The organism is Bradyrhizobium sp. UFLA05-112, assembly GCF_053572325.1.
This window is the reverse complement of record NZ_JBANBK010000069.1, coordinates 1-14,275: the sequence shown is the minus strand read 5'-3', so window position 1 is coordinate 14,275 and position 14,275 is coordinate 1. Positions and strand designations below refer to the sequence as shown.

Annotated in this window: 14 protein-coding genes; 5 read left to right on the top strand and 9 right to left on the bottom strand. The window is 63.9% G+C overall.

Annotated elements, in window-relative coordinates:
- Nucleotides 1–215: 215 nt before the first annotated feature.
- Entirely contained in the window at nucleotides 216–1,472 is a 1,257-nt protein-coding gene (locus SO180_RS31115) for an aspartate kinase (RefSeq protein ID WP_449382651.1), read from the bottom strand.
- A gap of 148 nt (nucleotides 1,473–1,620) precedes the next feature.
- On the opposite strand from SO180_RS31115, the gene SO180_RS31110 reads away from it, so the two are divergent.
- The 3 genes from SO180_RS31110 (at nucleotide 1,621) to SO180_RS31100 (ending at nucleotide 4,058) form a co-directional block, all read left to right on the top strand.
- Nucleotides 1,621–2,088 carry a PH domain-containing protein gene (locus tag SO180_RS31110; RefSeq protein WP_449382650.1) on the top strand — a complete coding sequence of 156 codons (468 nt, stop codon included), beginning with the start codon at nucleotides 1,621–1,623 and terminating at the stop codon, nucleotides 2,086–2,088.
- A 14-nt stretch (nucleotides 2,089–2,102) separates the two neighbouring features.
- Nucleotides 2,103–2,876, top strand: coding sequence for a bifunctional 2-polyprenyl-6-hydroxyphenol methylase/3-demethylubiquinol 3-O-methyltransferase UbiG (gene ubiG / locus SO180_RS31105; protein WP_449382649.1), 774 nt, complete (start codon nucleotides 2,103–2,105; stop codon nucleotides 2,874–2,876).
- Between the two features lie 282 nt (nucleotides 2,877–3,158).
- On the top strand, nucleotides 3,159–4,058 hold the full coding sequence (locus SO180_RS31100) for an EamA family transporter (protein WP_449382648.1): 900 nt from the start codon (nucleotides 3,159–3,161) through the stop codon (nucleotides 4,056–4,058).
- Between the two features lie 6 nt (nucleotides 4,059–4,064).
- Here the strand turns inward: SO180_RS31100 and SO180_RS31095 are convergent, their stop codons facing one another.
- The 5 genes from SO180_RS31095 to SO180_RS31075 are packed head-to-tail and all read right to left on the bottom strand — an operon-like array spanning nucleotide 4,065 to nucleotide 6,898.
- Nucleotides 4,065–4,397 (bottom strand): hypothetical protein, encoded by a 333-nt coding sequence (locus tag SO180_RS31095; protein ID WP_449382647.1) that lies wholly within the window; start codon nucleotides 4,395–4,397, stop codon nucleotides 4,065–4,067.
- Nucleotides 4,398–4,408: 11 nt separating this feature from the next.
- Complete coding sequence (locus SO180_RS31090; RefSeq protein WP_449382646.1) at nucleotides 4,409–4,888, bottom strand: DUF1178 family protein; 480 nt, start codon at nucleotides 4,886–4,888, stop codon at nucleotides 4,409–4,411.
- Nucleotides 4,885–5,781: a carbon-nitrogen hydrolase family protein gene (locus SO180_RS31085; protein WP_449382645.1), complete on the bottom strand. Its 897-nt coding sequence runs from the start codon at nucleotides 5,779–5,781 to the stop codon at nucleotides 4,885–4,887. The genes SO180_RS31090 and SO180_RS31085 overlap by 4 nt, the downstream gene beginning before the upstream one ends.
- The gene (gene grxC, locus SO180_RS31080; RefSeq protein ID WP_449382644.1) at nucleotides 5,778–6,053 is read right to left on the bottom strand and encodes a glutaredoxin 3; all 276 of its coding nucleotides are present in this window, start codon (nucleotides 6,051–6,053) and stop codon (nucleotides 5,778–5,780) included. The genes SO180_RS31085 and grxC overlap by 4 nt, the downstream gene beginning before the upstream one ends.
- A 35-nt stretch (nucleotides 6,054–6,088) precedes the next feature.
- Nucleotides 6,089–6,898, bottom strand: a complete 810-nt coding sequence (locus SO180_RS31075; RefSeq protein WP_449382643.1) for a ComF family protein — start codon at nucleotides 6,896–6,898, stop codon at nucleotides 6,089–6,091.
- Between the two features lie 222 nt (nucleotides 6,899–7,120).
- Here SO180_RS31075 and SO180_RS31070 point away from each other — a divergent pair, with 222 nt between their 5' ends.
- Nucleotides 7,121–7,969, top strand: a complete 849-nt coding sequence (locus SO180_RS31070; protein ID WP_449382677.1) for a methyltransferase domain-containing protein — start codon at nucleotides 7,121–7,123, stop codon at nucleotides 7,967–7,969.
- A 126-nt stretch (nucleotides 7,970–8,095) separates the two neighbouring features.
- Here SO180_RS31070 and SO180_RS31065 read toward each other — a convergent pair whose 3' ends face one another.
- The 3 genes from SO180_RS31065 to SO180_RS31055 all read right to left on the bottom strand — a co-directional run bounded on the left by SO180_RS31065 (nucleotide 8,096) and on the right by SO180_RS31055 (nucleotide 10,780).
- Entirely contained in the window at nucleotides 8,096–8,506 is a 411-nt protein-coding gene (locus SO180_RS31065; protein ID WP_449382642.1) for a (deoxy)nucleoside triphosphate pyrophosphohydrolase, read from the bottom strand.
- Between the two features lie 8 nt (nucleotides 8,507–8,514).
- Nucleotides 8,515–9,756: a bifunctional glutamate N-acetyltransferase/amino-acid acetyltransferase ArgJ gene (gene argJ / locus SO180_RS31060; protein WP_449382641.1), complete on the bottom strand. Its 1,242-nt coding sequence runs from the start codon at nucleotides 9,754–9,756 to the stop codon at nucleotides 8,515–8,517.
- A 100-nt stretch (nucleotides 9,757–9,856) separates the two neighbouring features.
- Nucleotides 9,857–10,780 carry a peptidylprolyl isomerase gene (locus SO180_RS31055; RefSeq protein WP_449382640.1) on the bottom strand — a complete coding sequence of 308 codons (924 nt, stop codon included), beginning with the start codon at nucleotides 10,778–10,780 and terminating at the stop codon, nucleotides 9,857–9,859.
- A 354-nt stretch (nucleotides 10,781–11,134) separates the two neighbouring features.
- On the opposite strand from SO180_RS31055, the gene secA reads away from it, so the two are divergent.
- A complete protein-coding gene (secA, locus tag SO180_RS31050) occupies nucleotides 11,135–13,975 on the top strand; it encodes a preprotein translocase subunit SecA (protein ID WP_449382639.1) in 2,841 nt (946 codons plus the stop codon).
- The last annotated feature ends 300 nt before the right edge of the window (nucleotides 13,976–14,275 follow it).

The window sequence follows — 14,275 nt, the reverse complement described above, 5'->3', positions numbered from 1 at the left end:
AACAAATTTGCTCGTCCGGCGGCGGCACGAGTCCAAATCCTCTTGGATTTAGCGCTTGTGCCGAATCGGCACCGCCTGAACTGGGGCACAGTCTGCGGCAGCCCACCCTGCTCGCCGTATAGCGAATTGAGGCTTGTTTTGCCAAGCAAAACGCCTGCCAAACGCGAAGGTGTGTACACCTTCGCGTTTGCTGCGGCCGCTAACAGAAAATTCGTCTAAACCTGATCGAGACCGTAGAGCGTGTGCAGGGTCCGCACCGCAAGCTCGGTATAGGCGGTGTCGATCAAAACCGAGAATTTGATCTCGGAGGTTGTGATGGCGCGGATGTTGATATTCCGCGCCGCGAGGGCCGAGAACGCCTGGGCGGCGACGCCGGCATGGCTGCGCATGCCGCTGCCGATCACGGAGATTTTGGCGACGTCGGTGGCGCTGTCGAGCCGCGCATAGCCGATCTTGGCCTTGGCGGCGGTGATCGTGTCCCTGGCGCGCGCGTAGTCGGTCGCCGGCACCGTGAAGGTGAGGTCGGTGGTCTTGCCGTCCTCGGAGACGTTCTGAACGATCATGTCGACGTTGATGTTGGCGTCCGCGAGCGGCCCGAAGATCGAGGCGGCGACACCCGGCTTGTCCTCGATCTGGCGCACCGAGATCTGGGCCTCGTCCTTGGAGAAGGCGATGCCGGTGACGACGTGGTTTTCCATGATCTCCTCCTCGCTGCAGATCAGCGTACCGGGCGGCTGGTTGGCATGCGGGTCGATGTCCTCGGGCTTGTCGAAGCTCGAGCGGACGAAGATCGGCATGTTGTGGACCATGCCGAGTTCCACCGAACGGACCTGGAGCACCTTGGCGCCCTGGGAGGCCAGTTCCAGCATGTCCTCGAACGCGATCTTGTCGAGCCGGCGTGCCTTCGGCACGATGCGCGGGTCGGTGGTGTAGACGCCATCGACGTCGGTATAGATGTCGCAGCGATCCGCCTTGACGGCGGCGGCGATCGCGACCGCCGAGGTGTCGGAGCCGCCGCGGCCGAGCGTGGTGATTCGGCCGGTCTCGGGATTGATGCCCTGGAAGCCGGCGATGACCGCGACCTCCTTGCGCTCCTTGAAACGGTTGATGATCTCGGTGCCGTCGATGTCCTCGATGCGGGCCGAGGCATGAGCGTCGCTGGTCTTGATCGGGATCTGCCAGCCCTGCCAGGAGCGCGCCTGGATGCCGAGGCTCTGGAGCGTGATGGCCAGCAGGCCCGACGTCACCTGCTCGCCGGAGGCGACCACGGCGTCGTATTCGCGCGCATCGTGCATGGGGGAAGCTTCGGTGCACCAGGCGACCAGCTCGTTGGTCTTGCCGGACATCGCGGAGACCACCACGGCAACTTCGTGCCCGGCATCGACCTCACGCTTCACATGTCGTGCGACGTTGCGGATACGTTCGATATTGGCGACGGACGTGCCGCCGAATTTCATCACGAGGCGGCTCATGACGACGCGTGCATTCCCTCTTGAGGATCAGTATGGTGGCCCGCGCTGGACGGGGTAGCTACCGACCGCGCGTATACAGAGCGGCGGGGCCGGGGGCAAGCCGGTTCCTGATGGACCCGTCTGGGCCGGGAATGGGTTAATCGAGGTTATGGCGCGTTATATCGACGAGATCCTGCAGCCCGGCGAGAAGGTGCTGTATTCGACCAATGCGCACTGGATCTTCTATTTTCCGGCGATTCTGGCCTGGATCGTGGCCCTGATCCTGCTTCTGATGTCGCGGCAGACGGTCACGGAGGGACTCGTGCTGCTGTGGCTCACAGCTTCCGGCCTGGTGGCGCTGGGCGGCCTCTATTGGACACTGAAGGGCTGGTTCCACCGCTTTACCACCGAGACCGACGTCACCAATTTCAGAGTTGTGCATAAGACCGGGTTCATCACCCGGAAGACCTTTGAAATGAGCCTCGACAAGGTTGAAAGTGTCGATGTCGACCAGAGCATTCTGGGTCGCATCTTCAACTACGGCGATGTGACGATCCGCGGCGTGGGCGAGGGGATCGAGAAGATCGAGACCATCGCGTCCCCACTTGCCTTCCGCAATTCGATCACCGTGCGGTAGGACGGCGCGTTGTCATGAGCATGCAGCAGAACAGTTCCGCCACCACGATTGTCAGCCCGGCCTCGACCGTCGACGCCGGCGAGGTCGCCAAGTTCTCAAAGCTTTCCGCCGAGTGGTGGGACCCCAGCGGCAAGATGGCCCCGCTGCACAAGATCAATCCGCTGCGGCTCGGCTATATCCGCGACTCCGCCTGTCGCAAGTTCGAGCGCAACGTGCGCAGCCTCAACTGCCTCGGAGGCCTGCGCGTGCTCGACATCGGCTGCGGTGCAGGCCTGCTCTGCGAGCCGCTCTCGCGGCTCGGGGCGCAGGTCATCGGCATCGATCCCTCGGCAAGCAACATCGCGGCCGCAAAGCTCCATGCCGACAAGGGGCATCTGTCGATCGACTACCGCTGCACTACGGTGGAGGAGGTCGACCCGCGCGAGCGCTTCGACATCGTGCTGGCGATGGAGGTGGTGGAGCACGTCACCGACGTCGGCATCTTCCTGAGCCGCTGCGCCGCCATGCTGAAGCCGAATGGGCTGATGGTGGTCTCGACCTTGAACCGCAACTGGAAGAGCTTTGCGCTCGCCATCGTCGGCGCCGAATACGTGCTGCGCTGGCTGCCGCGCGGCACCCATGAGTGGAACAAGTTCGTCACCCCCGACGAGCTCGCCAAATATCTGCTCGACAACCGCCTCGTCATCACCGAGCAGACCGGCGTCGTCTACTCGCCCTTCGCCGACAGATGGAGCCTCTCCTCCGACATGGACGTGAACTACATGGTCGTGGCGGAAGGGATGGTGTGAGGCGGGCGTTGCGTGTAGCAGCCCGGCTGTTGCAACAACAGAGGTGTCGTCCTGGCGAAAGCCAGGACCCATTACCCCAGGGAGCGGTTGTGGCGCGAGGCTTGTAACCACGAGTCTTCGCAAAACCACTCCCTGGGGTAATGGGTCCTGGATCTGCGCTCCGCTTGTCCAGGACGACAGTGGAGTTTGTGGTAGGAGCATCGCACCCATGACATCGGCGTGGTTGACCAGCGAGTCTGTTACCTTCACGCTAGCGCCTCTCTGTCCCGCCATTTCCCGCCCATGCTCACCGTCACCAGCCTCTGGATTCCCTTCACCGTCATCGCCGCGCTCGGCCAGGTCGCGCGCAATGCGATGCAGCGGTCGTTGACCAAGCCGCTCGGTACCTGGGGCGCGACCAACATCCGCTTCCTGTTCGGCTTCCCGTTCTCGGTGCTGTTCTTGGGCCTGGTGCTGGTCGTCTCCGGCGATCATCTGAGCGCGCCGCCGACCGTGTTCTGGCCGTGGCTGCTGTTAGGGGCGCTCAGCCAGATCGTCGCCACCGGATTGATGCTGCTCGCCATGAACGACCGCTCCTTCGTGGTGACTACGGCTTATCTGAAGACCGAAGCGATCCAGACCGCGATCTTCGGCTTCGTCTTCCTCGGTGATCACCTGACCTGGCTCAAGGTGCTGGCGATCGTGATCGCGACCGTCGGCGTCGTCATCACCGCGCTGCGTCCCGGCGGCGAGAAGAGCTTTGCCGAATTGAAGCCGACCATCATCGGCCTCGTCGCCGCGGCCGCGTTTGCGCTGTCAGCCGTCGGCTTCCGCGGCGCAATCATCACGGTGCCCGGCGTCTCCTTCGTGACGGCCTCGTCGTTCACGCTGGTGCTGGGCCTGTTCGTGCAGACGCTGATCCTGACGGTCTACCTGCTGTGGCGCGCACCAAAAATCTTGCAGGCGATCCTTGGATTATGGAAGCCGTCGCTGCTCGCCGGCTTCATGGGCGCCTTCGCCTCGCAATTCTGGTTCCTGTCCTTCGCGCTGACCGCCGCCGCCAATGTCCGCACGCTCGCGCTGATCGAGGTGCTGTTCGCGCAGGGCGTCGCCTACTACTCGTTCAAGCAGCCGGTCTCGCCGCGCGAGATTTTCGGCATCGTGCTGATCGTGATCGGCGTTGCGGTGCTGGTGGGGGCGTAGGAAGAGTTAGCGAAGCCCGGCAAGGATGCCGGGTGCCAGAACGCGCAACTCACCGCTCAACACCGGGTTCGCCAGATCGTGGATCGCCGCATGGATCACGTCCTCATATCCCGATTCGAACCCGATATCCTCGCGGCATTCGACGAGATTGGCCCAATCCTCGACGGCGAGGGCATCGATCTCTCCGGTTGAAAACCGCTCAAGGACTGCGACGATATCGCGTCGCGCCAGCGTGACCACCGGATCACTATCCCACGTCAACGAACCGAGTCCGGACTTCAGGTCCGGGATGGACGCATCGAAATGGATGAGCGACGAGAGTATCGTTTCGCGGCTCATGAGCGCTCGCGTCAGTTCCGGTCTTCCGGCAGCACCGGCAGCGGCGACACCTCGATGCCTTCGTCGATCAGCGCCTTGGCTTCATCGGGCGAGGCTTCGCCGTAGATCGGGCGGTGCTCCTTGTCGCCGTAATGCATGGCGCGGGCTTCGTTCGGGAAGCGTTCGCCGACATTGTCGGCATGCTTCACGATGTGGTCGCGCAATTCCTTCAGCTTGGTGCGCAGTTCGCGCTCCTGGGCCAGCATCAGCGAGGCCGGCTGCTGCTGTGTGACCTCGGTCGTTGGCGTGGGTGCCGGGGTTGGCTCGGGAGCGCGCTCGCGGCCCTTCTTGCCGACGATGCGCGGCGCCATGATCGCCTTGTCGACCTTGGCCGAGCCGCAGATCGGGCAGGTCACGAGCTTGCGCTTGACCTGCTGGTCGTAAGCCGACGAGCTCTGGAACCAGCTTTCGAACTCGTGGTCCCGCTCGCAGCGGAGTGCATAGCGGATCATGCCGATCCCCGCACCAGATGCAGATGATCAGGGCCAGCCTTCGGATCGGCGACGCCGAAGCGGCGGCCATGTTGCAGTGAGGGAATCGCCCTGCGCGCGGTCTCGACCTTGGCCGGGTCGATCTTGGCCATGATGATGCCGGGCTCGACATCGCCCTCGGCAAGGATCTCGCCCCAGGGATCGATGATCAGCGAGTGACCATAGGTTTCGCGCTTGTTCTCGTGCGTTCCGGCTTGCGCGGCAGCAAACACGAAGCACCCGGTCTCGATTGCGCGCGAGCGCAGTAGCACGTGCCAATGCGCTTCGCCGGTCTTGCGGGTGAAGGCGGAGGGCACGGTGATGAACGAAGCGCCGGCCTCCGCCAGCGCGCGATAGAGCGCGGGGAAGCGCACGTCGTAGCAGATCGTGAGCCCGACGCGGCCCCAGGGCAGGTCGGAGATCACAGCCGTCTCGCCCGGCTGGTAGTTGGCGGATTCGCGATAGCTCTCGCCATCCGGCAGCTCGATGTCGAACATGTGGATCTTGTCGTAGCTCGCCAGCAGATTGCCGTCGGGTCCGATCAGGAAGGAGCGGTTGACCGCCTTCTCCGGCGAGTAGCGGAGCGCCAGCGAGCCGACATGCAAGAAGATCTTCAATTCGGCGGCGAGCGCGCGATAGGCCTTCAGCGATTTGTCGTCCTCTTCGCTGGCGAGGTGCTCGAACAGCGCCTTGCGGTTCAGCTGCATCATGTTGCTGACTTCGGGCGTCTGCACGTAATTCGCGCCGTTTGCGGCCGCTTTTCGAATCAGCTTGCTCGCCTGCTCGAAGCTCGGTTCAGGCAGAAGGCCGGTGCGCATCTGCACCATGGCGGCAGTGAAGGTACGATCCTGCGCTTGAGCTTGATTCTGGTTCATGAGACCGCCTTGACGCTTTCGAGCAGTGCATCGAGCTTGCCTTCGCGATCGAGCGAATAGAGCTCGTCGCAACCGCCGACATGCTTCTCGCCGATCCAGATCTGCGGGAACGTCGAGCCCTCGCCGGCGCGGGCATACATCTCCTGGCGCCATGACGGATTCTTGGCGATGTCGAACTCGGTGAAGGCGGCTTTCTTGCGGGTCAACAGCGATCTGGCCGCGGAACAATAGCCGCAGCCCGGCCTCGTATAGATCTCGACAGCAGTGCTCATCTCGCCTGGCGCTCTCAATTCATGAATTGATTGAATTATATGGGACGTGACCCGGTCTCCACAACCCGGGCAAAGACCAGTGCGTCGACCTGCGCCGCTTTGGCGCGCAGCAAGGCCCGCGCGCAGGCATCCAGTGTCGCACCCGAGGTGAGGACGTCATCGATCAGGATGATGCGGCGGCCCTGCACCTCGGCCTGGTGGTCGGCAGATACCTGGAATGCGCCCTGCACATTGGTGGCGCGCTGGGCGCGCGACAGGCCGATCTGCTGCTCGGTGGCGCGGACCCGGCGCAGGACGTCGCCTTTTACCTTGACCCCGGTCTGGCGCTCGATCACGCGGGCCAGCGCGCCCGCCTGGTTGTAGCGGCGGCGCCAAGCCCGCCGCCAATGCAGGGGCACCGGGACCAGCATGTCGGCCTCGCCAAGCAGCTCGCGCCCCGCGCGCGCCATCCAGCGGCCCATGGCCGGCGCAAGATCGGTACGGTCCTGATACTTCAGCGAATGCACGAGCGTGCGCGCGACATCATCATAGCGTACCGCGGCGCGCGCCCGATGATAGGCGGGCGGGCTCGCAATCGCCTCCATCGACAGCATCTCAGGGCCGGGATCGTAGACGAAGGGGATTCCGAGCCGCGGGCAGTAGGGTGGGGCGATGAACGAGAGTTTCGCCCAGCAGGCCGCACAGACGCCCTCGCCATCGACCGGCTCGCGGCAGGACACGCACAGCGTCGGCAGCGCAATGTCGAGCGCGAGCCTTGCCGCGCGCGACAATAGGCGATGGCCGGCCGAAAGCGCCCCACGCCAATGGGCGGAGATGGAACGGGACGGGGCGGTTTCGGCTTCCATGAATGAAGGCTAGCGCTACGTTTGCGAGGGCTCAAGCCGCGGTTTTATGTCTCGTGCCCCGGACGCGGCGCAGCGCGTAGCGGTGCGCTGCTGAGCCGGGGCCCAGGAATCGTCCACGTAAACGTGGGTCCCGGCTCTACGGAGCGTCACTGCGTGCCGCACCGCGTCCGGGACACGAGAGAGGAGATTGCCAGAACCGTCGCGATCGGCGTAACCAGCGGCATGGCGCAAAACCCGCAAATCCCGCCCGCCCTGTTCGACCGCGCGCTGCTGCATGCGCGGCAGCGACGTGCGAGCGTGCAGGGGCTTGCCAGCTTCCTGCTCGACCGTGTCGACGAGGACATGGCCGACCGGCTGGCTGCGGTGATGCGCGAATTTGGCGCCGTTGCCGATCTGTGGACCCCCGGTGAGGGCCTGTCGGCGTTGCGCGCGCGCTTCGGCAATGTACAGCGGATCGAGCTCGATGCTACGGGCGAGGAGAAGCTGCCGCTGGCGATGGAAAGCCTCGATCTGGTGGCGTCCGCGCTGGCGCTGCAATTTGTCAACGATTTGCCGGGCGTGCTCGCGCAAATCCGGCGTGCGTTGAAGCCCGACGGTCTCCTGCTCGCCGCGATGATCGGCGGCGATTCACTGACCGAGTTGCGCCAGGCCTTTGCCGCGGCCGAAGCCGAATGCGAGGGCGGCGTGTCGCCGCGCGTTGCGCCGTTCGCCGATCTGCGCGACATCGGCGCGCTGTTGCAGCGGGCGGGTTTTGCGCTGCCGGTCACCGACGTCGATCGCATCGTCGTGCGCTATGCGAATGCCTTCGCGCTGATGCAGGATCTCAGGCGCATGGGCGCAGCCAACGTGCTGGTCGAGCGGCGGCGCACGCTGACGCGGCGTGCGACCATGCTGCGGATGGCGCAAATCTATGCCGAGCGCTTTGCCGATCCCGACGGCCGCATCCGCACGACATTCGAGATCATCTGGCTCTCCGGCTGGGCGCCGCATGCCAGCCAACAGCAGCCGCTCAAGCCCGGATCGGCCAAGACCAGCCTTGCCGAGGCGGTGAAGAAGGCAGGGAAGACGTGACCCTCATGGTCCTCATGGTGAGGAGGCGCGCAAGCGCCGTCTCGAACCATGCAGGCCCCGCTCTCGCCATGCGGCCCATCCTTCGAGACGCGGCGCAACCGCCGCTCCTCAGGATGAGGTCCCAATTCACATCAGCAGATCGATCAAATGCGGGATCAGCGGGATGTCCGCTGGCGGCATCGGATAGTCGCGCAGCTTGTTGGCACGGACCCAGGCCAGGGTCTGGCCTTCACGTGCCGTCACCATCCCCTCCCAGCGGCGGCAGATGTAGAGCGGCATCAACAAATGGAACGCCTCGTAGGCGTAGCTTGCGAAGGTGAGAGGCGCCAGGCACGGCTCGCTGACGGTGATGCCGAGCTCCTCGTGAAGCTCGCGGATGAGGCTCTGCTCCGGCCGTTCGCCGGGCTCGAGCTTGCCGCCGGGAAACTCCCAGAGGCCGGCAAGCGCCTTGCCCTCGGGGCGCTGCGCGATCAGGACGCGCTTGTCGGCGTCAACGAGCGCGCAGGCCACTACCAATGTCAGCTTGAGTTCGGCCATGCCTGAACTTACGATCGATAGTCGCCGTTGATCGCGACATATTCCTTGGTGAGGTCGCAGGTCATCACGCGGTCGCGGCCCTTGCCGAGGCCGAGCGAGACCTTGATCGCGATCTCCGGCGCCTTCATCGCCTCCGACACCTGTGCCTCGTCATAGGACGGATCGCGCGCGCCGCTCTTGGCGACGCGGATGCCGTTGAAGGAGATCGACAGCTTGTCGCGATCGGCGGGCTCGCCGGCCTTGCCCACAGCCATCACCACGCGGCCCCAATTGGCGTCTTCACCTGCGATCGCGGTCTTCACCAGCGGCGAGTTTGCAATCGACATCGCGATCTTGCGCGCCGACGCCTTGGTCTTGGCGCCTTCCACGGTGATCTCGACCAGCTTGCGTGCGCCTTCACCGTCGCGCGCCACCTGCTCGGCGAGATTGGCCAACACCTCGTTGAACGCCTTGACGAAGGCCTTCAGGCGCGGGTCGCTGGCGCGGCTGATTTTTGGCGCGCCGTGCTCGGCGGCAGCGCCGGTGGCAAAGGCGAGCAGAGTGTCAGAGGTCGAGGTGTCGCCGTCGATCGTCACCGCATTAAAGGTGTCCTCGACGCCGCTCTTGAGCAGCGCTTGCAGCGCGGCCGGCGCGATCGGCGCATCCGTGAAGATGAACGACAGCATGGTCGCCATGTCGGGCGCGATCATGCCGGCGCCCTTGGCCATGCCGTTGATGGTGACCTTGGCCTTGCCGAGCTTCACGGTCCTGGTTGCGACCTTCGGGAAGGTGTCGGTGGTCATGATCGCGTTCGCGGCCGCGAGATAGTCGCCGGCTTCGGCGGTCGCGGCGAGACGTCCCAGCACGCCATCGAACTTGGTCGCATCCAGCGGCTCGCCGATCACGCCGGTCGAAGCGAGGAAAATCTCGCTTTCGCTGCAGCCGACGGCCTTGGCCGCGATCTTCGCGGTCAGCGCGGTGGATGCCCGGCCGGTCTTGCCGGTGAAGGCATTGGCGTTGCCGGAATTGACCACCAGCGCGCGCGCCTTGCCGCCCTTCAGTTTCGCGCGGCACCATTCCACCGGCGCGGACGGGCATTTCGACTTGGTGAAGACGCCGGCGACCGCGGTGCCCTTGTCCAGAAGCGCGAGCAGCACGTCGGTGCGGTTCTTGTAGCGGATGCCGGCTTCCGCCGTCGCGAGACGGACGCCCGCAATGACGGGCATGTCGGGAACGTGCTTGGGGGCAAGTGGAGAGACAGTGGAGGACATCGCTTGGGCCTTGATGGGTTCAGATACGCAGATGCCCGGCACGAGGCCGGGCATCACGATACTTAAATACTCTAGGCGTCAGCGAAGTGACAGCGAATTCTTACTTCTTCGCTGGCGGCGCCATCTTGCTGTCGGAGGGCTTCGCCGCGTCGGCCGGCTTGTCAGCCGGCTTTGCCGCGTCCGCAGCAGGCTGGTCCAGCCGCTCGACCTTGGCTTCAGCGCGCAGCTTCGCGACATAGTCGGCCTGGGCCTTGCGGGTGACGTAGTTCTCGATCTGGGCTTTGACCTGGTCGAAATCCGGCGCCTTGCGGCTGCGCTTTTCCTCGACCTTGATGATGTGCCAGCCGAACTGCGACTTCACGGGGTCGGAGATCTTGCCCGGCTCCAGCGCGAAGGCGACCGCCGAGAATTCCGGCACCATCTGCTCCTTGGTGAAGAAGCCGAGGTCGCCGCCGTCGGCGGAGCCCGGATCCTTGGACTTCTTCTTGGCGAGCTCGGCGAAATCGGCGCCCTTGTCGAGCTCGGCCTTCACCGCCTTGGCCTCGTCCTCGGTCTCGACCAGGATGTGGCGGGCGTGCACCTCCTGCTCGCCGGTGATCTGCTTGGAGGCTTCCTCATAGACCTTCTTCATGGCATCGGGGGTGGTCGCGGTCTTGCCTTCCTGGGCGAGCAGGCTGTCCATCAGAAGCCGGTTGCGGGCGAAACCCAGGCGCTTCTTGAACTCCTCGTTATCGGCGATCTTCTTGTCCTCGGCGGCCTTGGCGACGATCTTCATGTCGATCAGGAAGGCCAGCACGTTCTCGTCCTTGGTCGCCGGGTCCATCTGTGCCAGCGAGGGCCCCAGTTCCTCCTCGGCGAGCGCAACGTCGCTCTTCTTGATCTCCGCGCCATTGACCTTGGCCAGGACCGGGTCGTCGGCGGCCCGGCCGGGACCTGCGATCAGCGCCAGTGCGAGGCAGCCCGCAAGGGCGGTGGCAAGGCCGAAGCGCAGGCCGGTTTTCGTTACCGGGAACGAGGTGGTCATGGAAAATCCTTATCCTGAAGGGGGTATTTGGGCGGGGCGGACACTCGCCCAATCGGGATGCCTTGGCAACGCGAAAAACCTGTCAAAATGATGAATTAGCGGAAAGCCGGCCGCCGTTGACAAGGCTCAGGGTGGGCCATATCTGTGGCCGGTCGCGTCCATGGCGATAGCGTTTATTTTGCTGCGTTTTTGGCCGTTGAACCCAGATTTGCTCAATTCCCACCCATATGGCGGATGACCCCGCAACGGGGCCTTGGCCGCGAGGCGTCACGGTGAGTTGATAGGCAAGTTGGTGACAACCTCTTGGCTGCAACGCGGTAATCGCGAACACAGGAATTTGGCAAGGAATTCGGTATGATCGGCGCGCTCGCCCGCAAGTTTTTCGGCTCCGCCAACGACCGGCGGGTGAAGGGATACCAATCCCGAGTCAACGCGATCAACGCGCTCGAGCCGGAACTTTCAAAACTCTCCGACGAAGCCCTCAAGGCCCGCACCGCCGAATTCAAGCAGCTGCTCGCATCGGGCAAGACGCTGGACGACCTGCTGGTGCCTGCCTTCGCCACGGTGCGCGAGGCGGCCAAGCGCACGCTCGGCCAGCGCCATTTCGACGTCCAGCTCATCGGCGGCATGGTGCTGCATGAGGGCGACATCGCCGAGATGAAGACCGGCGAAGGCAAGACGCTGGTCGCAACGCTTGCGGTCTATCTCAACGCGCTCGCCGGCAAGGGCGTCCACGTCGTCACCGTCAACGACTACCTCGCCCGCCGCGACTCCGGCTGGATGGGCCAGATCTACGGCTTCCTCGGCATGACCACCGGCGTGATCGTGCACGGGCTCGACGATGCCGAGCGCAAGGCGGCCTATGCCTGCGACATCACCTACGGCACCAACAACGAATACGGTTTCGACTACCTGCGCGACAACATGAAGTACCGGCTCGAGGACATGGTCCAGCGGCCGCACTACTACGCGATCGTCGACGAAGTGGACTCCATTCTCATCGATGAAGCCCGCACCCCGCTGATCATCTCCGGCCCGCTCGACGACCGTTCGGACTTCTACAACACCATCGACACCTTCATGCCGAAGCTGGAGAAGGTCACGGACTACGAGGTCGACGAGAAGCAGCGCACGGTGACCTTGACCGAAGGCGGCATGGAGAAGCTGGAGACACTGCTGCGCGACGCCGGCCAGCTCAAGGGCGAGTCGCTCTACGACGTCGAGAACGTCTCGGTCGTGCACCACGTCAACCAGGCGCTGCGCGCCCATACGCTGTTCACCCGCGACAAGGACTACATCGTTCGCGACGGCGAAGTCGTGATCATCGACGAATTCACCGGACGCATGATGCCGGGCCGGCGCTATTCGGAAGGCCTGCACCAGGCGCTCGAAGCCAAGGAGCACGTCGCGGTTCAGCCCGAGAACCAGACGCTCGCCTCGATCACCTTCCAGAACTACTTCCGCATGTACGAGAAGCTGGCGGGCATGACCGGCACGGCGGCAACCGAAGCCGACGAATTGTTCGACATCTACAAGCTCGAGGTCGTGGAGATCCCGACCAACCTGCCGGTCGCGCGTCTGGATGAGGACGACGAGGTCTACCGCACGCAGAAGGAAAAATACGTCGCCATCCTCGCCGAGATCGAGCGCGCCAATGCGCGCCTCCAGCCCGTGCTGGTCGGCACGGCATCGATCGAGAAGTCGGAAGTGCTCGCCGAATTCTTGAAGCAGAACGGCTACAAGCAGATCGATTTCGGCAAGGAAAGCGCGCTGGAGAAGCTCTACGCCGCCGCCCGCGCCGGCAAGCCCGCAAAACTGTTCGCGGTCTTGAACGCGCGCTTCCACGAGCAGGAAGCCTATATCGTTGCGGAAGCCGGCGTGCCCGGCGCGATCACGATCGCGACCAACATGGCGGGACGCGGTACCGACATCAAGCTCGGCGGCTCCCTGGACATGCGCATCCAGCAGGAGACCGCAGGGATCGAGGACGAGGCCGAGAAGGCGAAAAAAATCGAGCAGATCAAGGCCGACATCGAACATTTCCGCGACATCGTGCTGAAGGCCGAGGAGACCGTCGAGATCGAGCCGGCCAAGGGTTCAAAGCCCGCCAAGACCGTGAACAAGCCCGGCGGCCTCTACATCATCGGCTCCGAGCGTCACGAGTCCCGCCGCATCGACAACCAGCTCCGCGGTCGTTCCGGCCGTCAGGGTGACCCCGGTCGCTCAAAATTCTTCCTGTCGCTGGAAGACGATCTGATGCGCATCTTCGGCTCGGATCGCCTCGACAGCATGCTGCAGCGGCTCGGTCTGAAAGAGGGCGAGGCCATCATCCATCCCTGGATCAACAAGGCGCTCGAGAAGGCACAGCAGAAGGTCGAGGCGCGCAACTTCGACATCCGCAAGAACCTCCTCAAGTTCGACAACGTCCAGAACGACCAGCGCAAGGTGATCTTCGACCAGCGCGTCGACCTGATGAAGGACGAGAACGTCGCCGAGACCATCGCCGACATGCGCCACGCCTTCATCGAGGACCTCGTCGCCAAGCACGTGCCCGAGCATGCCTATGCCGAGCAGTGGGACGTCGCGGGTCTCAAGGAAGAGTTGAAGCGCGTGCTCGATCTCGATTTGCCGGTCGACGACTGGGCCAAGGAAGAGGGCATCGCCGACGAGGAATTGCTCACCCGCATCGAGACCCGTGCCGACGAGCACATGGCGGCCAAGGTCGCGCAGTGGGGTCCCGACGTGATGCGTTACGTCGAGAAGACGATTCTGCTGCAGACGCTCGATCATCTCTGGCGCGAGCACCTGATTATGCTCGACCATCTGCGCCAGGTCATTGGCCTGCGCGGTTACGGCCAGCGCGATCCGTTGCAGGAGTACAAGACCGAGGCCTTCAATCTCTTCCAGGAGATGAGTGCGCATCTGCGCGAGGCCGTCACCGCGCAGCTCATGCGCGTCGAGATCATTCCGCCGGAGCAGGAAGCGCCTATCCTGCCCACAATGGAAGCGCACAAGCTCAATCCTGATACCGGCGAGGACGAGATGGCCTTCGCCAACGTGACGCTGGCCCCGCAGGCCAACGCCGTGCAGCGCGATCCGAAGAACCCGGCAAGCTGGGGCAAGGTCGGCCGCAACGAAGATTGCCCCTGCGGCAGTGGGAAGAAGTTCAAGCACTGTCACGGAAGGTATGCTTGATGTGATGACGGAGTGAGTGAGGCGCGACGCTCTCGCTTCACACTCCACCGTCATTGCGAGCACAGCGAAGCAATCCTGAGTCTTTCCGCAGAGGGATTCTGGGTTGCTTCGCTGCGCTCGCAATGACGAGCGCTTGGGAGCGTCCATCGCGCATCAATCTCCGCTGTCATGCTCCGCGAAAGCGGGGCATCCAGTACGCCGCGGCCTCTCGATTCAGGCAGAACTGTCTCTGGAATACTTGTATGGGCTTGGTCAAGGATGAGTGGTTGTTAGATCATTTCAGATCATCTCCTTGTTCGA